The organism is Actinomadura sp. 6N118, assembly GCF_044326415.1.
GTDB lineage: Bacteria > Actinomycetota > Actinomycetes > Streptosporangiales > Streptosporangiaceae > Spirillospora.
Genome location: NZ_JBIRAZ010000039.1, coordinates 41,055 through 62,638, shown reverse-complemented (window position 1 = coordinate 62,638; position 21,584 = coordinate 41,055). Strand labels below are relative to the sequence as shown.

The window sequence follows — 21,584 nt, the reverse complement described above, 5'->3', positions numbered from 1 at the left end:
CAGAGAGCTCACCATCGACCCCACCCGCGACTACCAACCCACCGGACGCCCACCCGGCCCACAACCAAAACGACCCTGAACCCACAATCGTGGGTTCAGGGTCATTCCGATGTCCTGAGACATCACAGTGGCGGTGGTGGTGGGATTCGAACCCACGGAAGCTTGCACTTCACACGCTTTCGAGGCGTGCGCCCTCGTCCACTAGGCGACACCACCGCGGGAGAGCCTACCCGACTCTGCGGCGCGTGAAGAACTCGGTGAGGAGGGCGCCGCACTCGTCGGCCAGGACCCCGGCGAACACCTCGGGGCGGTGGTTGAGGCGGCGGTCGCGTACGACGTCCCAGAGGGAGCCGACGGCGCCTGCCTTGAGGTCGATGGCGCCGTAAACGATGCGGTCCACGCGGGCCTGCACGGAGGCTCCGGCGCACATCGTGCAGGGCTCCAGCGTGACCACCAGGGTGCAGCCGGAGAGGCGCCAGGTGCCGAGCGCGGCGGCGGCTTCGCGCATTGCGACGATCTCGGCGTGGCCGGTGGGGTCCGTGGTGCGTTCACGGTCGTTGTGGCCGGTGCCGATCACCGTGCCGGAGCGGTCGAGAACGAGGGCGCCGACCGGGACCTCGTCCGCCTCGTACGCCAGCCGTGCTTCGGCCAGCGCCCGGCGCATGGCCGGCGCGTACTCCTCCTCCGGTGGAACGAGGTCAGTCACGGAGCCGGTCGAACTCCTCGCCGAAGCCCGCGAGCTCGGCGACCGTCAGCAGCGCGTCGCCCGGCATCGCGCGTTCGCCGAGCTCGCTGAGGCGCTTGCCGTCCACGCCGAGGTCCTCCATCAGTCCGGGGTCGCCCGCGGCGTCGCCGTCGGGCACCTCTCCCACGAGCTGGTGGAACAGCCCGCCCAAGCCGTCCTCGCGTACGGCGGACACGAAGGCGCGCGGATCGTCCTCGCCGTCCTGCCGGACGACGGCGAACCAGTCGTCGTTCTCCTCGATCAGGAGGATCACGGGGTCGCCGTACGACTCGACGGCGCACTCGCGCATCAGGTCGGAGACGTCGTCGACGCTTTCGGCCTCGGCGAGCACGGCCTCGGTCCCCACCCAGCCCTGCGGCGTCTGGGCGAAGACGGCGGCGAAATAGGACACGTGGTTATTGTGACCCACCGGGTTGCGCCGAACACACCCTTGAACGCCCGCTTCCAGCGGATCAGGCGAAGTCTGGACAATTCCTGGCCTGTCGGCCACGTCTCAGGAGAGTGCGTCCAGCGCGCGTTCGAACGGATGTGCGAAGCCCAGGCGCCCGGCGATGCTCAGCAACATCTCGTCCGGATAGAGCTCCAGGTCGCCGGAGATCGCGCCCAGTTCCATCTCGTCCAGACCGAGATCGGCGAAGATCGACATGTCGCCGACCGGCAGCACCTGGTCGAGCTCCTCGTCCTCCGGGATCGGGATGTCGAGGTAGTCCAGGACTTGCCCCGCCAGCGGCCAGTCCACCGACGCGGTGACGTCGGAGAGGAAGACCATCACCTCGTCGCCCAGCAGCCGGATCGCCACGAAGAAGTCATCGCCCACGGAGACGAGGCCGATCGTGCCTCCGAGGCTGGGCTGCTGACGCAGCGCGTGGATCATTCCCGTCAGGTCACCGGTCAGCGCCACTGGGAGGATCTCGGCCTCCCAGCGATCGTCTTCCCGATACACCACGACGGCGAAATCCGTCGCGTCCACATCCGTCATTTCCACCCCACCGGCGCGGTTCCTGCCAGGGCATGGTCGCAGATGCAGCGCGCCCTCGCGTACCCCACCCGCAAACTGGCGCGTATGACCGCCCGCGTGGTGAGGAACAGCGCTGGTTCCAGCGCTGCGGTACGAACCTACTTGATCCGGATCAGTTGAGACGGAACGTTCGGCGCCGCAACGCCGCATGAATCCGCGCTCGCCGTGCCCGGTGCGGGGTGACTCGCTCCCGCAGCTCACGGGCCTCGGCCAGTTCGCGCAGGAAGATCGCGCGTCGGCGCAGGTGATCACGTACCTGCTCTGGAGATATCGGCGCCGGCTCGTCGTCGCCCGGCTCGTCGTCGTTGTCGCGTGCAGATTGGCCGCCTTCGGCGGCACCCGCGGTGTCAGGGGACTTCCCAGCGGATGCGGACTGCGCGGCGGAAGGGGGTTGCACGGCGGCTTCGGACTCTGCGGCGGCGGGGGGTTGCGCGGCGGATGCGGACTCTGCGGCGGCAGGGGATTGCGCGGCGGGCGCAGGCTGTGCGTCGGAACGTGACTGCCGAGCAGAGGCGCATTCCGCGGCGTCAGCGACCTGTGCGGCGGACGCGTCCTGTTTGGGGGAGGTGGATTCTGCGGTGCCTGGAGATTGCGAGGGTGCGATGGTCCGGAGGTGGGCTGCCGGGTCGTGGCCTAGGCGCCGAACGGTGCGTACCGCGCGGGCGGTGGGCACGAGCCGCAGGACGAACGGATCGAGCACGACCGGAATGGCGTCGGCGGCCCGTCCGGCGGCATGATCGTCCGCTGCGGGCGGTTCCAAGGTGTCGTCCTCCGGGCCCGTCGGTGCAGGTGGGGAGGGGGACGTATCTCGGGCCGCGGTGCTACGGGAGGTTCTAATGCGATCTCGGCTCATAACGGCATACTGCCCAGCTCAGGAGACTCGTATCCTCATGGGTCCGAGATGGAAGGCTACCCGGTGTGGGCTACCGTGAGCCCCATGCAGACCCTCGCCGTGGATCATCCTCTCGTCGCGCACAAACTCACCACGCTGCGGGACGTGCGGACCGATTCGCCCACGTTCCGGCGCCTGGCCGACGAACTGGTGACCTTGCTCGCCTACGAGGCCACTCGCGATGTACGCGTCACCGAGGCCACTGTGGAGACGCCGCTTGTGCCCACGCAGGGCGTTCAACTGGCCAGTCCTAAGCCGCTGGTGGTGCCCATTCTGCGGGCCGGGCTCGGCATGCTGGACGGCATGACCCGCCTGCTGCCCACCGCCGAGGTCGGTTTCCTCGGCATGGTCCGCGATGAGGGCACGCTTCAGGCCCAGACGTACGCGACGCGGCTGCCCGACGACCTGTCCGGCCGCCAGTGCTACGTCCTCGACCCGATGCTCGCCACGGGCGGCACGTTGGCGGCGGCGATCCAGCTCTTGCTCGACCGTGGCGCGAACGACGTGACGGCGCTGTGCCTGCTCGCCGCCCCCGAAGGCCTGAAGTACATGGAGCAGGCCTTCGAAGGCACCGAGGTGCCCATCCGGGTCGTGACCGCGGCGGTCGACTCGCACCTCAATGACCAGGGGTTCATCATGCCGGGGCTCGGCGACGCGGGAGATCGTCTGTACGGCGTCGTCTGACCCGCCCGTCCGGTCGTCTAGACCCGTACGTCCGGTCGTGTGACCCGCCCGTCCGGTCGGCTGAACTTTCCTCGCCGGTCCGGTCGTCTGAGCCTGTCCTCGCCTGGTCCGGTCGTCTGAACTGTCCCCGGCGAACGATTGTTCCTTCGGGCATTCAGACCGCGCCTTGGAGCGATCCATCGTCGCTCAGCGTAGCTCGCCCTGTGCGTTCCGCAGGATTCCGATGTTCACCCATGAATCACCGTGGGTAATAAACTGCTACGGAACGTCAATGATCGTTCCCCTCCGCCGCCCTGGCACAGGGGACCGTTGGACCGGGGTGGCGCGAGCGAGGCTCGAGGAAGCGTGATGGCTCACCTAGGGGATGGCGACCTGCCAGGCTACGAAGAGATCGGCGAGCGGCTTACCGAAGAGTTCGGCGGTGTTCACGCGCCAGAGACTGTTTCGCGCTGTGTCGCCGCGGCACGGCACGGCGCTCACGAGGTCACGGGCGCCGCTTCACCGGACCTGGTCGAACGGATCGCACGCAAGCACCTGCAGGTTCTCGCGACCGTGGCAGCCGAGAAGCTGCGCCAGGAAACCCGGACGACACTGGGCAACGCGCCATAGGGCTTTGCTTTGTCGAGGATCGCGGCTGTGCAAAACTGACCTGGGGTCTGTGGGTCATCGTGGTCCGGGAGGCAGTCGTGCCCGCCAAAAAGTACGTCACATGGGTTGCTGTGGCCTTTGTGGCCTTCTACGTGTTCAAGCAGCCCGAAGGGGCCGCACAATCAGTGAACAACGCCGCCAACGGCCTAGCCAACGCCGCCGACTCGCTGGCGGCCTTCGTCAGCGCGCTCGGTTGAGGTCCTCATGAGACTCGTGACGCCCGGTGACTCTGCGCCGGCGTCGGTAAACAAGTACCTACTCCCGCACGAAACCCAGGTCATCACCGTACGGCGGCACCCTGCGGTGCTCATGCTGCCGGTCGGCCTCGTCCTGGGCGGACTGATCATCGCGGGCGTGCTGAGCAACACCGTCGCCAGCGACGCGGGCGCCGTCATCAGCTGGATCTGGTGGGGCTGGTTGATCCTGCTCGCCTGGTTCGTCTGGCGGGTGGCCGAGTGGTCGGTCGACTACTTCGTGATCACCAACCAGCGGATGCTCCTGACCACCGGCCTGATCACGCGCAAGGTGGCGATGATGCCGCTGGCCAAGGTCACGGACATGAGCTTCAAGCGGACCATCGCGGGCCGCATGCTCGGGTACGGCGAGTTCGTGCTGGAGTCCGCCGGCCAGGACCAGGCGCTCTCGGCCGTCCCCTACCTGCCCTACCCGGAGCAGCTCTACCTCGAAGTCTGCGAGATGATCTTCCCCAACAAGAACCCCTCTGACGACTGACCACCACCCACAGACCCCGTCCTCCACATTCCTTTACGGGCCGGCTTCGCGCTCGCCGGTCCTGGTGGTCCCCGATGTCATGGGTGAACGATCTCTGTCCGCAGGACCATTCGAGGATGAACGGGTTCGCGGTGAGGTCCGTACCACCAGGATGAATGGCGAGCCCGGCAGGGCAAGAGATGATCACATTCCTTATCGCTTTGTTACTCTCGATGTGCGATAACCCGCAATGTGCAATCATGTCGGCACCCCAGCCGCCTGATTACTTCCGCTAAGTGAGTCCACATGCCGGGTCCAGGCAACGTCGGCGAGCGTGTCCGCAACCTGCGGCTGACCAGACGCCTCTCGCAGGCTCAGCTCGCTGGTCACGACCTCTCAGACAGCTATATCTCGTTGATCGAGTCGGGTAAGCGAACGCCTACGCCGACCGTTCTTCGTATGCTGGCCGAAAGGCTCGGGTGTACACCCGAGTACCTCGCTGAAGGCGTCGAGCCAGAACAACGCGCTCATCTAGAAGTCCGGGAGCGCCATGCGCACCTGGCCCTCCTCGACGGCGATCCCGTCGGCGCGGAGGCGGCCTTCGAGGAGGTCCTCGCACGCAGCGACGACCCCGACCTCACCTCCCGCGCCCGATGGGGCCGCGCCCGCGCGCTCGAAGAACTGGGCCGCACCGAGGCCGCCATCGCGCTGTTCGAGGAGCTCCGCGAGCAGGCCGAACGTGACCCGGGCCGGACCAGCTGGCTGCCCCCGGTGATAGCCCTGGCGCGCTGCTACCACGCAGTCGGAGACCTCGGCCAGGCGATCGCTCTGGGGGAACGTGCCCTGGCTCGCCTCCAGCACCTCGGTCTCACCGTGGGCCAGGAGCACACGGAGGCCGGGCGGATCCTTCTTCTGGCCTACGTGGACCGAGCCGACCCAGACCGCGCCCACGCCCTGGGTCGGCGCCTACTGGCGTCGGACGATACTGACGACCAGCTGAGCACGCACTACCGCCGCGCCAGCTCGCGTGCCCTGGAAGAGGGGGCCGTCGGCGACTCCCTCTACCTCGCTGAGCAGGCCTTGGCGGTACGGGGCGGAGCTCCGGTGCAAGCACAGGCACGGCTTAACCTGGCTGCCGCGAGGGCGCTGCTCCGTGGCGTCACACCGTTCACTGCCGATGGCGTTCCCGAGCCCGAACGTGCCGCAGCCGCCGAAGCGCTCGATCTCCTCAGGGCCACGTCCGTGCTGGAGGGCGCGGAAGCCACCGAGAGCACGATCGAACGGGCCCGCGCGCTCGTCCTCGTGGGCGAACCAGAGCAAGCGATCTCCTCGCTCGAAGACTTCCTGGAGACCGGTCTGGCCCTCGCGGCACCGGTTCACGCGCCTCCGGCCCCGGAGGCCGGCGCTGAACTCGCCGCCCGCGTTCGCAAGACCGTCCAGGCCCGCCTGGTCCTGGCCCGTGCCCGCATCGCCCAGGAAGACCGTACGGCCGCCCTCGTGGTGCTGAACTCGGCCGGCGGCCAGATGAAGGACCTCCCCCCAAGCCGCCCCGCGGCCCACATCTACCGGGAGCTGGGAGAGCTCTTCGAAGCCGCAGGCGAAACGGACGGCGCCGCCAACGCCTACCGCCAAGCACTGGAGGCCGTGGGCCTACGCCCCTCACGCCCCCAAGCCGCCGCCCGCGACCTAGGCCGCGTCTGACCTCACGCCCGTCACGTCGGGGTACGGACGTCCCGACGGGCCACGCTCGTCACGATGGGCCCACGCTCGTCACGATGGGCCCACGCTCGTCACGACGGGCTACGGACGTCCCGCCGGGCCACGGACGTCGGCAAGGCCACCCCGCCCCGACGCCGTGGTCCGCGCCCCCGCCCGCAGCCATCCGCCCGTCCTCGCCGCCCGTCCGCACATCAGTTTGGAGTTTGGGGGTGTGGTTTCGGTCAGGAGGTGGGATTGCTCACAGGGATGCGGCGGTGAGCTGGAGGATTGCGGGACTGGAATTGATGCGGGTGTGTTTCGGCTCTAACATGGAGACATGGGATGATTGGCTGACCGGAGGTGAGTCGGCCACGTCTCCAGGGGAGAGCTGAGGGGGGAATCATGACGCTGCGCACAGCCCGGCGTTCGTCGTTGGTCGAGCAGGTGATCGACCAGCTGCGGGACGAGATCGCGACCGGGGTGTGGGTCATCGGCGCCAAGATTCCGCCGGAGCCGGTGCTCTCCGAGAGCCTCGGCGTGGGGCGCAACACCGTCCGGGAGGCGGTGCGGGCGCTGACCCATGCGGGCCTGCTGGAGTGCCGTCAGGGGGACGGTACGTACGTTCGCGCCACCAGCGAGCTTTCCGGTGCGGTGCGCCGCAGGCTGGAGACCGCCGAGCTCATCGAGATCCTCGAGGTGCGGCGTGGCCTGGAGGTCGAGGCCGCCCGGCTGGCCGCCGCGCGCCGTACCGGTGCCGACATCGCGGCGATCAACGACGCGCTGGCACGCCGGGCCGCCCAGTGGGAGGCCGGTGATCACGCGGCGTTCGTCGAGGCCGACCTGGCGTTCCACATGGCGGTCGTCGAAGCGACTCACAACAAAGTGCTCACCGACCTCTACCGCGACTTCAGCGCGGTGCTGAGGGTGAGCATCGGGGCCGCGGGCAACCTGCTCCAGCATGTGGACATCCCCCACGAGCCCATCGCCGACGCGATCAAGGCGGGCGACGCGGCGGCCGCGGCTCTGGCCACCCATTCCTGCCTGGACGAGATTCTCCGTTCGACGGAGCGGCCAGCCCCGGCTTGACCTCGTCCCTTCTTCCGGTTTACCGCACCGCCCCTGCGAGCGTGTCTTCCGGTTTACGGCACCGCCCCTGCGAGCGCGCCCTCCTTTCCACCTGCACGCACCGCGTACGACGAAGGCGACATGAGTTCCTCTGCACGTATCCCCCGTCCGACCACGATCTGGATGCTCGTCGGCCTGATCCTGCTCACGACCAATCTGCGGGCCGCCATCACCGGTATCTCGCCGGTGCTCGGCGACCTGCAGGACAAGTTCGCGCTCTCCGGCGTCGAGGTGAGCCTCCTCACCACACTGCCGGTCTTTTGCCTCGGCATCTTCGCGTCGGTGGCGCCGTCGTTCGCCCGCTGGTTCGGCACGGAGGTGGTCATCGCCGGCGCGCTGGTCATGATCACAGGTGGGATCGTGCTGCGGGTGGTGCCGTCGTCGCCGGCGCTGTTCGCTGGAACGGTCCTGGCGGGTGCCGGCATCGCGATGGGGAACGTGCTCATGCCCGCGGTCATCAAGCGGCACTTCGCCGACCGGGTGGGCTCTCTCACCGGGCTGGCGATGATGCTCATGGCGGCCAGTGGCGCCGTCGCCGCCGGTCTGGCGGTGCCGCTGGACAACGCCGGCGGCTGGCGTCTGGCCTTGGCGGTGTGGGCCGTCCCGTCGCTGATCGCCGCAATCGTGTGGGGACCGATCGCTCTGCGCAGCCGTCCCGGACGTGAGCCGTCGGCTCCCGCCGCGGTGGCAACCTCGGCTCCCGCCGCGGTGGCAACCTCGGCTCCCGGCACGGTGGCCGCCGAGACCGGCTCGCTGCTGCGCTCGCCGCTGGCCTGGTCGGTGGCCGTGTTCATGGGCATGGCGTCGCTGATGTTCTACGTACTGATGTCGTGGCTGCCCGAGATCATGCGGGACCACGGATTCGCCGCCGCCGAGGCCGGGATGATGGTCTCGTCCATGATGATCATTGGTATCCCGCTCGGCTTCGTGGTCCCGGTGCTGGCCGCACGTGTCCGCGATCAGCGTTTCCTGGTCGTCGGCGTCTCCACCGCCATGGTCGTGGGCCTGATCGGCATGCTGCTCGCCCCCGACGCCGGATGGCTCTGGGTGACCGTGCTCGGCCTCGGGACGGGCAGCGCGTTCCCGCTCGCCTTCACGCTGCTCACCCTGCGTTCGCCCAACCCTGCCGTGGCGGCGCGCCTCTCGGGCATGGCCCAGACAGGCGGCTATCTGCTCGCAGGCTTTGGCCCGCTGGCCGTGGGCGTCCTCCACAGCGTGACCGGCGGCTGGGAGGTCTCCCTGGCGCTTCTGCTGGCGCTGGTCGTCCCCGAGACCGTCTTCGGCCTCATGGCAGCCCGTCCCGGCTTCGTCCGCCCGAGCATGATGCGCCCCGAGGGCGCGTTCGAGCAGCTCATCGAGCCCAAGGACATGCCCGCACCGGCTCGCGTGCCCGCCAACGCCCGCTGACCTCCCCAGACCGGCTAGACCGGCCAGACCGCTAGGCCGACTAGACCGGTAGGCCGACTAGACCGGTAGGCCGGCCAGACCGCTAGATCGGCTAGACCGGCCAGGCGGGCCAGACCGGCCAGGGCGGGACCAGGTCGGCCAGACCAGCTAGACCACCTAGACCTGCCCGGGCGGACCCAGCCCCGCTCCTGTCCTGGCTCATGGGCGTTGGCATGGCCCGTCGTGCGCGGGCTCGGCCCGCGCGGAGGTCTGGCCGCGCTTGGGGTACGCAAGGACGGCGTCCAGGCCTAGGGCTCGGGTGTGGGGGTCAGCCTGCGTCCATGTCCAGGACTCGGGCGTGGAGGACGAGGCGCTGGTGGAGCGCGGCGCGGAGGGCGCGGTGGAGGCCGTCTTCCAGATAGAGCTCCCCGTGCCACTGGACCACGTGCGGGAAGAGATCTCCGTAGAACGTGGAGTCCTTGGCCAGGAGAGACTGCAGGTCCAGCTCGCGTTTGGTGCTGACGAGCTGGTCCAGGCGGACCTGGCGTGGAGGAATCTTGGCCCAGTCCCGGGACGAGAGTCCGTGCTCGGGATAGGGCCGCCCTTCGCCAACCGCCTTGAAGATCACGCCTCAGAGTCTACGGGGTCGGATGCCACCCGAGAAGGTGTCGCACCGGCGTGGACCTCCGCCTCGGCGCCGGCCGTCAACCATCGACGCCGCTGCTCAGAGGTTTCCGTAGGCGAACGCGTCGGGCTGGACGTGACCCCGGGCGCGGCGCAGACGAGGGGGCTGAGCGCGGCCGGCCTCGGTGGTCCGGAGGGTTGGTACTGGTGGTTCGGTGTGGCTTTTGTGCTGGGGGGCCGGTGTGGCTTATGGCAGGCGTTCAGGGACGGCTTGCGGCAGTGATTCGTGCGGCGGCGTCGCACAAAAGACTTGGTGTTCTGGAATAACGTGATATTCCCGCTCGTGCTGTCAACCGGTTGCGGCTCCGGAGCGTATGTCTTGCGATGTCCACCGTCCTTGGAGCAGGCGTTTGACCGTAGAGGAATTCGAGGAGTTCTACGCGCATGCGGTCAGGCGCTTGATCGGACAGTTGTTCCTGGTCACGGGCGATCTGAGGGAGGCCGAAGACGTCGTTCAGGAGGCGTTCGTCCGCGCCTGGGGCGCTCGGCGGAAGCTGGATCGGGAGGGCTCGCCGGAAGCGTGGGTGCGCCTCACGGCCACCCGTTTGGCGATCAGCCGCTGGCGCCGTCGAACGCGTAGCGTCGAGGCGTGGCTGCGCGTCGGCTCGTCCTTGTCCTCGGCCGCGACCGCGGCCTCGGAACCCGGTCCCGATGCCGTCGCCGTCGCGCGGGCTCTGCGCAGCCTGCCCGCCCGCCGGCGACTCGCGGTGGTCCTGTTCTACGTCTGTGATCTGCCTGTGGAGCAGGTGGCGGCTGAGGCCGGGATGTCCGCGGGAACGGTGAAGACGCACTTGTCGCGGGGCCGCCGGGCGCTGGCTCCGCTCCTCGACGACTCCCTTGAGCCGGAGGAGCACGATGTCTGAGCACGAGATGGACGAGCGGCTACGGCGGAGGCTCCGGGTGGTCGCCGAGGAGGGTGCCCAGGCCGCGCAGCCTGTCGAACACCGGCGGATCAAGACCCTCGGAAGGCGCCGCAAGCGGCTGCAACTGGTCTCTGCGACCGCCGTGATCGTGTGTGCCGGGATGGTCGCGCTGGCGGGGAGCCTCATGGGTGATGGCGAACGTCCTCGGCCCGCTGTCCCGGTATCTCCGGTCTCTCCGGCATCCAAGCCGACGCCGTCGCCCAGCCGTTTGGTCACGCCTACGCCCACCCGTACACCGCCAGGGATTGTCCTGCCCTCCGGATCCGGGTCGCCGTCAGCGACTCCGAGCAAAGCGATGACACCTCATTCGAGCGGCTCTGTGAAGTCTTCGCGGAACGCGGCGGGCCGCCGATGACATACGGCTCTGCGGTCGGAGACCGTACCGGCGAAGCTTCCCAGGGAAACGTCCCGCTTGAGACTGGCGCACCTAAGCTGCGGATGTTCGGCCCTAAACGGCGGGTGTTCGGCAAGCGGACGCTGAGGGTTTCGGCTCGCCTTGATCCGTATCTGCTTGCCGCTGTCTTCTTCGTCGCGTACGCGATCGTGTCGATCTCGCGCTATCTGCACGCGGAATCGCGTTCGTGGGACCTGGGGATCTTCGAGCAGGTCGTTCGTTCGTACGCGCATCTGCAGGCGCCGGTCTCTGACCTCAAGGGGCCGGGGTTCGTGATCCTCGGCGACCACTTCAGCCCCGTACTGCTGCTGCTCGCCCCGTTCTACCGGCTCTTCCCGACCCCGGTGACCTTGCTCGTGGCGCAGTCCCTGCTCGTCGCGCTGTCCGTGGTTCCGGTCACGCGTGCAGCCGCGCGCCTGCTGGGGCGCGCCCGTGGAGTGGCGATCGGCGGGGCCTACGGGCTGTCGTGGGGCATCCAGGGCGCGATCGACTTTGACTTTCACGAGATCTGCTTCGCCGTCCCGCTGATCGCGCTGTCCTTCGAAGCCGTGCTGGCCCAACGCTGGCGCCCGGCGCTGCTCTGGGCCCTGCCGCTGCTGCTGGTCAAGGAGGATCTCGGCCTGACCGTCGCCGCCATCGGCCTGATCGTCGTGATCCGAACGTGGCGCGAGCACCAAGCCACAGCGCAAATCGCCTTCGCCGTGGTTATCACCGGCCTACTGACGTTCTTCGTCACCGTCGGTGTGATCATCCCGTCGTTCAACGACGGCGGCGGCTATGACTACTGGGTCAAGCTCGCTCCTGAGGAGAGCGCCCCTGGCAGCGCCCTCCTGAACGGCGCGGGCGACAAACTGCGGACTCTCCTGTGGCTCTTGGTCCCGACGACGGGCCTGCTCGCGCCACGTTCACCTCTCCTGATCGCCATCGTGCCCACGTTGGCCTGGCGGTTCGCGTCGCAGGACGAGAGCCACTGGAGCACGTTCTGGCACTACGACGCGATCCTGATGCCCATCGTCTTTCTGGCGCTTGTGGACGCGATCGTCCGTACGCGCGTTTCCGCCCGGGCTTGGCTGCGCGCGTACGCCTTCCACCTGCCCGCCGCCGTTCTCGCCGCCGCGCTCGCTCTCACCACCACGCGGCCTCTCGCCTCGATCTTCGAGGTGGCCACGTACAAGCCGACCCCCGCCGGCAAGGCCGGTGCCCGCGCCCTGTCCGCGGTACCGGACGGCGCCACCGTCGAGGTCAACGTCCGCCCGATCTCGCAGCTCACGAGGCGATGCAGGGTCTTGTGGTTCGGGAACACCGCCGGGCTCGTACCCGACTACATCGCCTACTACGACCGGGCCCTGACGGGCGACATCTTGATCGAATGGGCGAAGCAGATGCACCCCTCCGCGACGTACAGGCTCAAGACCCACGACAACGGCTACTGGGTTCTCCAGCGAACCCGCTGATGTCAGGCGGTGGTGATGACGATCTTGCCTACCTGGGTGTTGGACTCCATGTGCCGGTGGGCCTCGACGATGTCAGCGAGGTCGAAGGTGCGGTCCACCACCGGGCGGAACGCGGCCGTACGGAGTCCGGAGGCCACGAACGCCTCGGCACGGCGCAGCCGCGCTGGATCGGTTGTCGTCTCGTAGACCGTGTAGGTACGCACGTTCAGCGCGGGCATGCCGAGCTCGAACCCCGGATAGGGAGTCGCCTCGCCGCTTAGGGCCCCGTACTCCAGGAGCGTGCCGCCAGGGGCCACGACCCTTGCCAAGTCCAGAACGCCGGGCCCCGCGACGGCATCGAAGACGAACTCGGCGCCCCGGCCCCCGGTGAGCGCCGGAACCCGTTCGACCACGTCCTCCTCGTCAGTCACGATCACCTCGGCCGCGCCCTCCTTGAGCAGCGCGTCCTTCTTGGCGGCGGTCCGCGTGAGCGCGATCGGCGTCGCGCCGACGCGGTTGGCGACGTGGATGGCGGCCAGCCCCACGCTGCTGGACGCCGCGTTCAGCACGACCGTGTCCCCGGCGCGCATCCCGCTGACCTCGACCAGCGCGCCGTAGGCCGTCAGGTAGGGCATCCAAACGGCCGCTCCCTCGACCGCGTCGATCCCCTCGGGCCGGTGGACGACCGCCGCCGCAGGTACGATCGCCCGCTCGGCGTAGACGCCGTAGTCGTTCTGCGAGAACGCGGGTACGACGCTCACCGGCTGCCCGGGCTCGAATCCGGAGACGCCCTCACCGACAGCCTCGATCTCGCCGGCGGCCTCGGTGCCCAGCATGGCCGGGAACCGCCTCACTGTCTCGATGTAGTGGCCGCTCCGGAACAACACCTCGGCCCGGTTAAGACCGATCGCGTCCACGCGTACGCGCACCTCGCCCGGCCCTGGCTCGCCGATCTCCACGTCCTCAAGCCGCAACACCTCAGGCCCGCCGAGCTCGTGGAACAACACCGTCCTGGTCATCACGCATCTTCCCTTCCGCCGTAGGAGATCAATTCGAACCCCAAAGTACGATGGTTGTCAAACTTCGATGGCCATCGTACTTTGACCGCTGTCGTACTATAGGGCCATGGACGACGTGCAGACGATCACGCTTCAACGGGTGCTGGAGGCCCTCGTCGACCCCGTGCGGCGGAGCATCGTGACGCAGCTCTGCGAGACCTCCGTGGACCTCAAGTGCGGCTCGTTCGACCTGCCCGTGAGCAAGTCCACGGCCACGCATCACTTTCGTGTGCTCCGCGAGGCAGGCCTGATCCACCAGTACTACGTAGGCACCTCCCGAATGAACACCCTGAGACGCGCCGAGATCGACAAGGCCTTCCCCGGTCTGCTCGACCTCCTAGTAACCGCAGACAAAAAAGCCGACCTCACCCCCCGCTAATCCCAACGCCAACACCACCCCTCGCAGCGCCCACCTACCACCCCGCAGCGCTCGCTCGCCGGCTACGGCGCTCGCTCACCTGCCGTGGCGCCCACCACCTGCAACGGCCCTCGCCCGACAGTCCCGATGCTCGTCCGCTGATGAGGACCAGTGCGCACGGATCATGCCTCTTGCTTGCCTCGCGTGTGTGCTTTCCGGCAGCGGAACGTGCCGCTTTCAAGGAGATCGCGGCCCCTCACGCGCCGTCAGGCTTCTCGGGCCTGGATTACGTGAGGCACTGCCGACCACGCTGTTGGGGTGCTGCCTTATTAAGTCCAAGGTGGTCGCCGCGAGATGCGCGCTCTTGCTGGTGGCCTGATCGGGGCCTCGCCCTGTTTGGCGCCGTCCGTCAACGGCGGGCGAGATGGTGAGCCGGATATCGCTCGCGGGTCACCCGGGCTGGTCGGAAGGTTGATATAGCGCCTTGTCCTTGACTGTGACGTGCGTGATCGGCTGAAGATCAGGGAGGTCGAACGTGCCCGCGCCGTGGAAGTCACGGAAGCCGGCGGCGCCCTCATATTGAGTCGTGAGAAAGACGCTCTTGGTGTCGTCGTCGTTGGTCATCGAGGCCGCCCAGGCGAGCGCGGCCGGCGGTATGCCGGTCTCCTCGAGCTCTGCCAGGACTTCCCCTTGGCCGCCGCGCTCGCTGTAGAGCCTGACAGTCACGAGTACCTCCTTGGTGATCCTGACGATCACCTTCTGCGAGGCAGCGAGGCCTGTCAACGGCCTCCGTGCTGGAGGGGATCAGAGTGGTTGCGCCACTCGATCGAGTTCTGCGAGCGCGTGCCGCAGAAGGGATCGCTCGAACTGTTGAGGATCATCTTGATCGGGCCGGTACTCGGCCATGTGCGCGTGCACCGAGGCGAACCAGGTTTCGAGGTGCTCCCGTTGAGTTGAATCGATGCGTTCGTGGGACAGCGCATAGTCCGCGAAGAGTGTGAATTCCTTGTGCAGGAGATCGGGCTTGGGTCGCTGAGGGTTGACCCAGTCGTCTGTTGCGACCGGGCGGAGCCTGATATTCAGATCGTGCCAGTGCAGCAGGATCGCGAGATCAGAAGTGAAGTCGTCTGGCAGCTCGGCCGGCCAGAGTTCGCTGAGCGCTGCGCGCTGTCCCGACCAAGGAGTGGATCCCAGGGCTGGGAGGAGCTCCGGAAAAACTCTTCCAGCCAACGGCGCGAAGAATCCGAACAACCAGAGCTGTGGATAGATGGGGCGCCAATACAAATCCGCGATCGTGGCATGCGCTATGCCCTGAAGTATTGGCTTGACCAGCCCCACGGCCAACGGCTCGTCGCCCAGGTACCGGAAATCGCCATCGATCAGGCAGACGATGTCCGAGCCGCTGGCCTTGATGCCCGCCGTCATGGCGTTGCCCTTGCCCGCCAGGGACTCCACGACATGCGCGCCGGCCTTGGCTGCGAGGTCTGCGGTGGCATCAGTGCAGGCACTGGCAGAGACGATGACCTCGCCGTTCACTCCAAGCAATTCGATTGCGCGGAAGGCCTCTCGCGTGATCTCGCCTATTGTTTCCTCTTCGTTGTGGGCCGGAATGACTATGGAGACGGTTCCATCCTCTAGGCTCACAAGCGAGCGCGGCGAGTCGACGTCGATAAGTCCCAGCGCCGGATCGATCAATGGTCTTGTTGTCATTTCTTCTCCAGTGAGGGCGATTGTCTCGAAAGGCAGCATGGATTGGTCGACCGGGACGATTGAGTCATGCGTTTCCTCAGGTCGCTGGGGGACAAGGGCGCAACGGCGTCGGATGGGGCTTCCTCCGCGACGCGGACGCCTACGATCATGGGATGGTCACGTGCCATCAGCAACTGAGCGAGCCATCCGGGAGAGGTCGGGGGCTCCCTGGAATTCGTCAGTGACTGTGCGGCGTGGTAGAGATCGATCACGAGTCGTAGCCAAGGTGCGTAAGCGCGAGATCCGGAAGCTCATGGCAGCTAAGGGCATCAGCTACACGCGCGCCGCGTACGATTTCGGCCGACGATCATCCGACAGGGCAGCGAAAGCCTCTCAGGGCGCCACGGAGATCACGCGCCAGGGGAGGGCGGACCTGGCGGTTTCGCACGCCGTGCGGGAGTTCGCCGAGGGGATGGCCCGGCAGGGCCGGCGGATGGCGGACCTGGCGGTTTCGCCCGCCGCGCGGAAGTTCGCCGAGGCGGTCGCCCGGGATCGGCAGCGGTGGGCAACGGCGTTCGCGCTGGGCCTGCGGCGGGTCGCCCCGCGGGCAGGCCAGGGCGAGCGGGCTGCCCTCACTCCTCCGGCCCGCCCTGCGGGCTGCTGCTCAGCAGGCGCAGGCCGGGAACGTGGCGGCCCTGGTGGTCTCGCCTGCCATGCGGAAGTTCATCGGGGAGATGGCGGCCCACCAGGCACAGCTGGCGAGCCAGGCAATCTCAGTGGTTGCGCGGAACGCCCGCAACTGAGACTAGAACTGAGTCCAGAGAGACGTAGGGCCGGTACCTCTGCGGTACCGGCCCTACGTTTTGCCTGCTTAGCGACGCGGAGGATACGAGATTCGAACTCGTGAGGGCTTGCACCCAACACGCTTTCCAAGCGTGCGCCCTAGGCCACTAGGCGAATCCTCCGCCGTAGAGACTACCGGGTTTCAGGCACTGGTCGGACATCAATAACGGCCGTGAGCGGGATCGGGCCGTAGATGTGGGGGAAGAGTTGCCCGTCGGCCGGCTCGTACCGCACCTCGGCGTCCAGGCGGGAGACGTCGATCGTGAGAAGGAGCAGGTCCTTGTGGTCTACGGCGGTGTAGAAGCGGCCCAGAACGCCCTCGACTTGGGACAGGTCGGAGCTGCAGTGGATGAAGCCCTCCTCGGCGAGAGTTCGGCCGAGAGTCGACATGGCGTACGACACTCCCGCCGTCCGGGCCGGCTCCCAATGGCGGCGTTCGGCGATGTGGAGGAGTGTCTCCTGCGGGATCGCGGCGGGTTGGTCGGGCATGGGGCCGGAGCCTACGCGGGAAGCGTGCATATCAGGGGGCGGAGATGCCATAGACTCTCTGCAGACCCCTCGCACGGCGTCACCCTGTGAACCTCCCCAGGGCCGGAAGGCAGCAAGGATAAGCAGGCTCTGGCGGGTGTGCGGGGGGTCCCTTTCGCTTCTGACGCTCTGCTTCTCGAGGGAGGGCGGACCTCGTGAGTCTGGCTCTGTACCGCAAGTACCGGCCAGCGACGTTCGCCGAGCTCAAAGGGCAGGAGCACGTCGCAGAGCCGTTGCAGCAGGCGCTGCGCAACGGCCGGATCAATCACGCATATCTCTTCAGCGGACCGCGAGGGTGTGGCAAGACCTCCAGTGCGCGGATCTTGGCCCGTTCGCTGAACTGCGAGCAAGGCCCGACGCCGGACCCCTGTGGCAAGTGCGACTCGTGCGTCGCCCTCGGCCCTACGGGTTCGGGGCACATCGACGTCATCGAGATCGACGCGGCCTCGCACGGTGGCGTGGACGATGCCCGTGATCTGCGGGAACGTGCCTTCTTCGCCCCGGTTTCGGCGCGCTTCAAGGTGTACATCATCGACGAGGCGCACATGGTCACCCGCGAGGGCTTCAACGCGCTGCTGAAGCTCGTCGAGGAGCCGCCGCCGCACCTGAAGTTCGTCTTCGCGACCACCGAGCCGGAGAAGGTCATCGGGACGATCAGGTCCCGGACGCACCACTACCCGTTCCGGCTGATCCCGCCCAGCGTGCTCCAGGAGCTCGTCGAGGAGATCCTGAAGTCCGAGGGCGTGCCGTACGAGGCGAACGCGCTGCCGTTGGCCGTACGGGCGGGCGCCGGCTCGGCCCGCGACACGCTGTCGATCCTGGACCAGCTGCTGGCGGGCTCGGACGAGGCGGGCATCACGTACGCCAGGGCGGTTTCGCTGCTCGGCTATACCGATTCCTCTCTGCTGGACGAGGTGGTGGCTGCGTTCGCCGCCCGCGACGGCGGCCAGGTGTTCGCCGCCATCGACCGGGTGATCGAGAGCGGCCAGGATCCGCGCCGGTTCACCGCCGACCTGCTCGAACGCGTTCGTGATCTGGTGATCCTGTCGAACGTGCCCGAGGCGGGCGGCTCGGGGCTGCTGAACGTGCCGGCGGACGAGCTGGAGCACATGCGGCGCCAGGCCGGCTCGCTGGGGCCCGGTGAGCTCGCCCGTGCGGCGGATCTCCTGCACACGGGACTGACCGAGATGCGTGGGGCGACCTCTCCGAGGCTGCTGCTGGAGCTGGTGTGTGCGCGCATCCTCCTTCCGGCGGCCTATGAGGACGAGGCCTCGATGTTTGCGCGGCTGGACCGCTTGGAGCGTCAGGTGTCGCAAGGCGGCTTCCAGGCCATGCCGGGAGGCTTCCAGGGCGGCACCCCCGGTCCTATCGTCAACCACCAAGGTGGGGCGGCAGAAGTGGAACGGGGTTCTGTGGATAACTCCGCAGGACCGGCTGCCGCAGCGTCTGCGGTGACCTCTGCTGAGCCCGCCTCCTCTGCTCCTGCTGCGCCCGCTCCTGCACCTGCCGCCTCTGCGCGTCCTGCCGCATCGGGGTCCTCGGGGTCCTCCGCTCGTACCGCTGCCTCCGCTCGTCCTGCTCCGCCTGCGGCGGCCTCTGCTCGTCCTGCCGCGCAGGCTGGTCCTGGTGGTTCTGCTGGCCCTGCGGGGTCCGGCGGATCTGCTGCGCCTGTGGCCGCTGCTTCGGCCGCCGGCGCTGGTTCCGCGGTGGCTGCTCCGGCAGCGGGTGGAGGCATGGACATCGCCGCCGTTCAGCGGCTGTGGCCGGACATCGTCGAGGCCGTCAAGCAGAAGAGCCGGGTCGCCTGGATGGTGATCATGAACGGGGTGCGGCCGCTCTCGCTTGACGGGAACCTGCTCACGCTGTCGTTCGAGGCCGAGGGCGCTCGTACGAACTTCGCGAACGGCGGCCGCGACGCGGTGCTCCGCGAGGTTCTCAAGGAACGTATGGGCGTCGACTGGCGGATCGACACCGTGGTCGGAGGCGCCGCGCCCGCTGGAGGGCGTCCGGGCGGGCCGGCGGGACGCTCGTCCAACTCGCCCGGGCAGGGACCCCCGCCGCAGCCCCAGTCTGGTTTCTCGAACGCCGCGACAACTGCTCCGCCACGTTCAGGATCGGGACCGTTGCCCTCCGCGCCCCCCGCGGAGCCGACTCCACTGTCCGGCCCATCGGCACCGGCTCACTCGGCTCCGGCCACGTCACGTTCCGTACCGCAGCCGGGTCCGTCCAGGGACGAAGCTCCGCCTCCTCCTGAGCCGCCCATCGACGAGAGCGACGAGGTGGATCCTGAGGGTGACGCCGACGCCGACGGGACCGAGGCCGAGGCCAGCGGCATGGCTCTGATCCAGCGCGAGCTGGGCGGCCAGATCATCCGCGAGATCGACAACTCCTGATCCGGACGAGAGCGGCGGGCCCCCAGGCCCCGGGCCCTGGGCTGGCCTGGTTCCGGGCTCGGCCTATGGCCCCGGCCTATGGCCCCGGCCCATGGCCCCGGCCCATGGCCCCGGACCCTGGCCCCGGACCCTGGGCCCCCGGGCTGGCCTGGCCGGGTGACCACCGCTGTGGGGGTTCGTGTTTGTTTCCGGCAGAACCGTGCGGGTGTGTCTTTGAGCTCACATCGCGGGCAGACGGAACCGAGTTGTGGACGTTGTGCGTTTTCCGGCCTGAAAGGCATCAATAACCGAACAATGCCGACGTCAGACCAGACACCGGCGCCGGTACGTACCGCACGACGCCCGAAACCCGTAGTCTCGGGGAGACGACAGACGTCCGTGGTCGACGGGTCGCCGAGAAGAAGGCCCTCCAGGGCCGGAAGGAACGGAGAAACCGTGGAACCCGGTGGTCAGCTGAACATCCAGGAGCTGCTGCAGCAGGCGCAGAAGATGCAGGAGCAGCTCTTCGCCGCGCAGCAGGAGCTCGCGGAGACCGAGGTGGAGGGCACCGCGGGCGGCGGCCTCGTCAAGGCGACGGTCAACGGCCAGGGTGAGGTCACGGGGATCATCATCGACCCGAAGGCCATCGACGTCGACGACCCGGCGGACACCGCTGAGACGGTCGCCGACCTGGTGCTGGCCGCGATCCGTGACGCGGGTCGTGCCGCCCAGGAGCTGCAGCAGGAGAAGATGGGTCCGCTCGCCGAGGGCCTCGGCGGTGGCGGCTTCCCGGGCCTGCCCGGTGGCGGCGGCCTTCCTGGCGCTCCCGGCGGTCCCGGCGGATTGCCCGGATTCTGAACGAACCGACGAACGTCTCGTTCCATTGACCGATCGAGCTTGGAAGGAAGGGTCCGTTGTACGAAGGGGTGGTCCAGAACCTCATCGACGAGCTGGGAAGACTGCCAGGCGTCGGCCCCAAGAGCGCGCAGCGGATCGCTTTCCACCTGCTGGCCGCCGATCCCGCCGATGTGGAACGGCTGACCAAGGCGCTCAAAGAGGTCAAGGACAAGGTCCGTTTCTGCAAGACCTGTGGGAACGTCGCCGAAGAAGAGGAATGCCGGATCTGCCGTGACGCACGCCGCGACCCGCAGGTGATCTGTGTGGTCGAGGAGTCCAAGGACGTCGTCGCGATCGAGAAGACTCGGGAATTCCGCGGCCGTTACCACGTGCTCGGTGGGGCGATCAGCCCCATCGAGGGTGTCGGCCCCGAGGACCTGCGCATCCGCGAGCTGATGCAACGCCTTGCGGACGGCACGGTCACCGAGCTCATCCTCGCCACCGACCCCAATCTGGAGGGTGAGGCCACCGCGACCTATCTCGCCCGGCTTGTGAAACCCATGGGCCTGACCGTCACCCGCCTCGCCAGCGGCCTGCCGGTGGGTGGCGACCTCGAATATGCCGACGAGGTGACGTTGGGCCGCGCATTCGAAGGACGGAGGCTGCTCGATGTCTGACACCAACAGCCCGCAGGACTGGAACGCGCTCGCCGAGCGTGTGGCATGTCATGTGGAGAACTATCTGAGCGGACTGGAGGCGGTTGCGCGGGGGGAAGCCGGCGCCCACACCGTGCCGATGCTGCTCCTGGAGGTGTCGCAGGTCATCCTGGCCGGTGCGCAGCTGGGCGCCAGCGCGGACGTGATCCTCCCGGGCAACTGGGAGCCCGAGGTCGGCGAGGATCCAGACCTGGACGCGGTACGGCAGGGGCTGTCCGAACGGCTCCTCGCCGTGGACGAGTACGTCGAGGTCTTCGACCCGTACAAGGACACCGAGCCGACCTCCTACCGGCTCTCAGACGACCTCGTCGACGTCGCCAGCGACCTGGTGCACGGCCTGCGTCACTACCAGCAAGAGCGCCCGCTCGAGGCGCTCTGGTGGTGGCAGTACTCCTACTTCAACCACTGGGGCAACCACGCGGGCGCCGCCCTCCGTGCCCTCCACGCGGTTATCGCCGGAGCCCGCCTGGACGTCGCCGAAGAGGTGGCCGCCGTTCAGTAGCCAAGTCCCGCGGGCAGGGGGCCGACAACGGCCCCTGCCCGCGTACGGCTACCAGCAGAATCTGACCCTCCTGCTCGCGTACTACCCGCTACCCGCGTACGACCCGCTGTCCGCGTACGGGGTGCCTGCGGATCGGATCCCCTGTCTGCGTACGGCTACCACCGGCCCCGATGCCCTTTGCTCGCAACCATCCATCGCTCCCGGAGTTCGAGGCCCCCGCATCTTCCTGCCCTACGGACGGCGTCGGCCACCGCAGCCACCCACAGTTGTCCGCAGACGGCGCTTCTGGCTCCGACGCCGCACGTATCTGTGAGCCAGGATCGACGGCTGGACGGCTGGC

At 68.1% G+C, this 21,584-nt stretch carries 23 protein-coding genes, 2 tRNA genes and 1 other RNA gene; 15 read left to right on the top strand and 11 right to left on the bottom strand.

Annotation, left to right across the window (positions count from 1 at the left end; all coding sequences use genetic code 11):
- Positions 1-128: 128 nt before the first annotated feature.
- From ACH34W_RS52180 to ACH34W_RS52160, 5 genes are all read right to left on the bottom strand, one after another.
- Positions 129-216 (bottom strand) — tRNA-Ser (locus ACH34W_RS52180).
- A 10-nt stretch (positions 217-226) separates the two neighbouring features.
- A complete protein-coding gene (tadA, locus tag ACH34W_RS52175) occupies positions 227-664 on the bottom strand; it encodes a tRNA adenosine(34) deaminase TadA (protein WP_395968744.1) in 438 nt (145 codons plus the stop codon).
- 34 nt (positions 665-698) lie between these two features.
- Positions 699-1,136, bottom strand: a complete 438-nt coding sequence (locus ACH34W_RS52170) for a hypothetical protein (RefSeq protein WP_395968743.1) — start codon at positions 1,134-1,136, stop codon at positions 699-701.
- Positions 1,137-1,238: 102 nt separating this feature from the next.
- Entirely contained in the window at positions 1,239-1,724 is a 486-nt protein-coding gene (locus ACH34W_RS52165; protein WP_395968742.1) for a tRNA adenosine deaminase-associated protein, read from the bottom strand.
- 151 nt (positions 1,725-1,875) lie between these two features.
- Entirely contained in the window at positions 1,876-2,523 is a 648-nt protein-coding gene (locus tag ACH34W_RS52160; RefSeq protein ID WP_395968741.1) for a hypothetical protein, read from the bottom strand.
- A gap of 177 nt (positions 2,524-2,700) precedes the next feature.
- Between ACH34W_RS52160 and upp the strand changes: the two genes are divergently transcribed.
- The 7 genes from upp (at position 2,701) to ACH34W_RS52125 (ending at position 8,928) form a co-directional block, all read left to right on the top strand.
- Positions 2,701-3,339 (top strand): uracil phosphoribosyltransferase, encoded by a 639-nt coding sequence (upp, locus tag ACH34W_RS52155; protein WP_395968740.1) that lies wholly within the window; start codon positions 2,701-2,703, stop codon positions 3,337-3,339.
- 348 nt (positions 3,340-3,687) lie between these two features.
- Positions 3,688-3,948 carry a hypothetical protein gene (locus tag ACH34W_RS52150; RefSeq protein WP_395968739.1) on the top strand — a complete coding sequence of 87 codons (261 nt, stop codon included), beginning with the start codon at positions 3,688-3,690 and terminating at the stop codon, positions 3,946-3,948.
- Positions 3,949-4,025: 77 nt separating this feature from the next.
- Positions 4,026-4,184 carry a hypothetical protein gene (locus tag ACH34W_RS52145; protein WP_192810169.1) on the top strand — a complete coding sequence of 53 codons (159 nt, stop codon included), beginning with the start codon at positions 4,026-4,028 and terminating at the stop codon, positions 4,182-4,184.
- Between the two features lie 7 nt (positions 4,185-4,191).
- Positions 4,192-4,719, top strand: a complete 528-nt coding sequence (locus ACH34W_RS52140; RefSeq protein WP_395968738.1) for a PH domain-containing protein — start codon at positions 4,192-4,194, stop codon at positions 4,717-4,719.
- 285 nt (positions 4,720-5,004) lie between these two features.
- Positions 5,005-6,399, top strand: a complete 1,395-nt coding sequence (locus ACH34W_RS52135; protein ID WP_395968737.1) for a helix-turn-helix domain-containing protein — start codon at positions 5,005-5,007, stop codon at positions 6,397-6,399.
- Positions 6,400-6,798: 399 nt separating this feature from the next.
- Positions 6,799-7,482 carry a FadR/GntR family transcriptional regulator gene (locus ACH34W_RS52130; RefSeq protein ID WP_395968736.1) on the top strand — a complete coding sequence of 228 codons (684 nt, stop codon included), beginning with the start codon at positions 6,799-6,801 and terminating at the stop codon, positions 7,480-7,482.
- Between the two features lie 120 nt (positions 7,483-7,602).
- Positions 7,603-8,928, top strand: a complete 1,326-nt coding sequence (locus ACH34W_RS52125; protein ID WP_395968735.1) for a CynX/NimT family MFS transporter — start codon at positions 7,603-7,605, stop codon at positions 8,926-8,928.
- A 307-nt stretch (positions 8,929-9,235) separates the two neighbouring features.
- Here ACH34W_RS52125 and ACH34W_RS52120 read toward each other — a convergent pair whose 3' ends face one another.
- Positions 9,236-9,535, bottom strand: a complete 300-nt coding sequence (locus ACH34W_RS52120; protein WP_395968734.1) for a type II toxin-antitoxin system VapB family antitoxin — start codon at positions 9,533-9,535, stop codon at positions 9,236-9,238.
- A gap of 406 nt (positions 9,536-9,941) precedes the next feature.
- Between ACH34W_RS52120 and ACH34W_RS52115 the strand changes: the two genes are divergently transcribed.
- Positions 9,942-10,454, top strand: a complete 513-nt coding sequence (locus ACH34W_RS52115) for a SigE family RNA polymerase sigma factor (protein WP_395968733.1) — start codon at positions 9,942-9,944, stop codon at positions 10,452-10,454.
- Positions 10,455-10,952: 498 nt separating this feature from the next.
- Positions 10,953-12,362 (top strand): DUF2079 domain-containing protein, encoded by a 1,410-nt coding sequence (locus ACH34W_RS52110; RefSeq protein WP_395968732.1) that lies wholly within the window; start codon positions 10,953-10,955, stop codon positions 12,360-12,362.
- A gap of 2 nt (positions 12,363-12,364) precedes the next feature.
- On the opposite strand, the gene ACH34W_RS52105 is transcribed toward ACH34W_RS52110, so the two are convergent.
- A complete protein-coding gene (locus ACH34W_RS52105) occupies positions 12,365-13,360 on the bottom strand; it encodes a zinc-dependent alcohol dehydrogenase family protein (RefSeq protein WP_395968731.1) in 996 nt (331 codons plus the stop codon).
- 106 nt (positions 13,361-13,466) lie between these two features.
- Here ACH34W_RS52105 and ACH34W_RS52100 point away from each other — a divergent pair, with 106 nt between their 5' ends.
- On the top strand, positions 13,467-13,778 hold the full coding sequence (locus ACH34W_RS52100; protein ID WP_395968730.1) for an ArsR/SmtB family transcription factor: 312 nt from the start codon (positions 13,467-13,469) through the stop codon (positions 13,776-13,778).
- A 429-nt stretch (positions 13,779-14,207) separates the two neighbouring features.
- Here the strand turns inward: ACH34W_RS52100 and ACH34W_RS52095 are convergent, their stop codons facing one another.
- The 4 genes from ACH34W_RS52095 to ACH34W_RS52080 all read right to left on the bottom strand — a co-directional run bounded on the left by ACH34W_RS52095 (position 14,208) and on the right by ACH34W_RS52080 (position 16,778).
- Positions 14,208-14,483, bottom strand: a complete 276-nt coding sequence (locus ACH34W_RS52095) for a hypothetical protein (RefSeq protein ID WP_395968729.1) — start codon at positions 14,481-14,483, stop codon at positions 14,208-14,210.
- Positions 14,484-14,561: 78 nt separating this feature from the next.
- On the bottom strand, positions 14,562-15,506 hold the full coding sequence (locus tag ACH34W_RS52090) for a glycosyltransferase (RefSeq protein WP_395968728.1): 945 nt from the start codon (positions 15,504-15,506) through the stop codon (positions 14,562-14,564).
- Positions 15,507-16,326: 820 nt separating this feature from the next.
- Positions 16,327-16,411 (bottom strand) — tRNA-Ser (locus ACH34W_RS52085).
- Between the two features lie 10 nt (positions 16,412-16,421).
- The gene (locus ACH34W_RS52080; RefSeq protein ID WP_395968727.1) at positions 16,422-16,778 is read right to left on the bottom strand and encodes a DUF952 domain-containing protein; all 357 of its coding nucleotides are present in this window, start codon (positions 16,776-16,778) and stop codon (positions 16,422-16,424) included.
- Positions 16,779-16,838: 60 nt separating this feature from the next.
- Between ACH34W_RS52080 and ffs the strand changes: the two genes are divergently transcribed.
- The 5 genes from ffs to ACH34W_RS52055 all read left to right on the top strand — a co-directional run bounded on the left by ffs (position 16,839) and on the right by ACH34W_RS52055 (position 21,244).
- Positions 16,839-16,934, top strand: an RNA gene (ffs, locus tag ACH34W_RS52075) — signal recognition particle sRNA small type.
- 38 nt (positions 16,935-16,972) lie between these two features.
- Positions 16,973-19,210, top strand: coding sequence for a DNA polymerase III subunit gamma and tau (locus ACH34W_RS52070; RefSeq protein WP_395968726.1), 2,238 nt, complete (start codon positions 16,973-16,975; stop codon positions 19,208-19,210).
- Positions 19,211-19,645: 435 nt separating this feature from the next.
- Positions 19,646-20,047, top strand: a complete 402-nt coding sequence (locus tag ACH34W_RS52065) for a YbaB/EbfC family nucleoid-associated protein (protein ID WP_395968725.1) — start codon at positions 19,646-19,648, stop codon at positions 20,045-20,047.
- Positions 20,048-20,103: 56 nt separating this feature from the next.
- On the top strand, positions 20,104-20,703 hold the full coding sequence (gene recR, locus ACH34W_RS52060) for a recombination mediator RecR (RefSeq protein WP_151569274.1): 600 nt from the start codon (positions 20,104-20,106) through the stop codon (positions 20,701-20,703).
- A complete protein-coding gene (locus ACH34W_RS52055) occupies positions 20,696-21,244 on the top strand; it encodes a DUF5063 domain-containing protein (protein ID WP_395968724.1) in 549 nt (182 codons plus the stop codon). Before recR ends, ACH34W_RS52055 begins: the two co-directional genes overlap by 8 nt.
- Positions 21,245-21,584 lie beyond the last annotated feature (340 nt).

Bases quoted from the DNA above. Each gene is read 5' to 3' on its own strand.
- tadA (WP_395968744.1), bottom strand. From the start codon at position 664: ATGCGCCGGGCGCTGGCCGAAGCACGGCTGGCGTACGAGGCGGACGAG.
- ACH34W_RS52165 (WP_395968742.1), bottom strand. From the start codon at position 1,724: ATGACGGATGTGGACGCGACGGATTTCGCCGTCGTGGTGTATCGGGAA.
- upp (WP_395968740.1), top strand. From the start codon at position 2,701: ATGCAGACCCTCGCCGTGGATCATCCTCTCGTCGCGCACAAACTCACC.
- ACH34W_RS52150 (WP_395968739.1), top strand. From the start codon at position 3,688: ATGGCTCACCTAGGGGATGGCGACCTGCCAGGCTACGAAGAGATCGGC.
- ACH34W_RS52140 (WP_395968738.1), top strand. From the start codon at position 4,192: ATGAGACTCGTGACGCCCGGTGACTCTGCGCCGGCGTCGGTAAACAAG.
- ACH34W_RS52135 (WP_395968737.1), top strand. From the start codon at position 5,005: ATGCCGGGTCCAGGCAACGTCGGCGAGCGTGTCCGCAACCTGCGGCTG.
- ACH34W_RS52130 (WP_395968736.1), top strand. From the start codon at position 6,799: ATGACGCTGCGCACAGCCCGGCGTTCGTCGTTGGTCGAGCAGGTGATC.
- ACH34W_RS52125 (WP_395968735.1), top strand. From the start codon at position 7,603: ATGAGTTCCTCTGCACGTATCCCCCGTCCGACCACGATCTGGATGCTC.
- ACH34W_RS52110 (WP_395968732.1), top strand. From the start codon at position 10,953: ATGTTCGGCCCTAAACGGCGGGTGTTCGGCAAGCGGACGCTGAGGGTT.
- ACH34W_RS52105 (WP_395968731.1), bottom strand. From the start codon at position 13,360: ATGACCAGGACGGTGTTGTTCCACGAGCTCGGCGGGCCTGAGGTGTTG.
- ACH34W_RS52100 (WP_395968730.1), top strand. From the start codon at position 13,467: ATGGACGACGTGCAGACGATCACGCTTCAACGGGTGCTGGAGGCCCTC.
- ACH34W_RS52090 (WP_395968728.1), bottom strand. From the start codon at position 15,506: ATGCTGCCTTTCGAGACAATCGCCCTCACTGGAGAAGAAATGACAACA.
- ACH34W_RS52080 (WP_395968727.1), bottom strand. From the start codon at position 16,778: ATGCCCGACCAACCCGCCGCGATCCCGCAGGAGACACTCCTCCACATC.
- ACH34W_RS52055 (WP_395968724.1), top strand. From the start codon at position 20,696: ATGTCTGACACCAACAGCCCGCAGGACTGGAACGCGCTCGCCGAGCGT.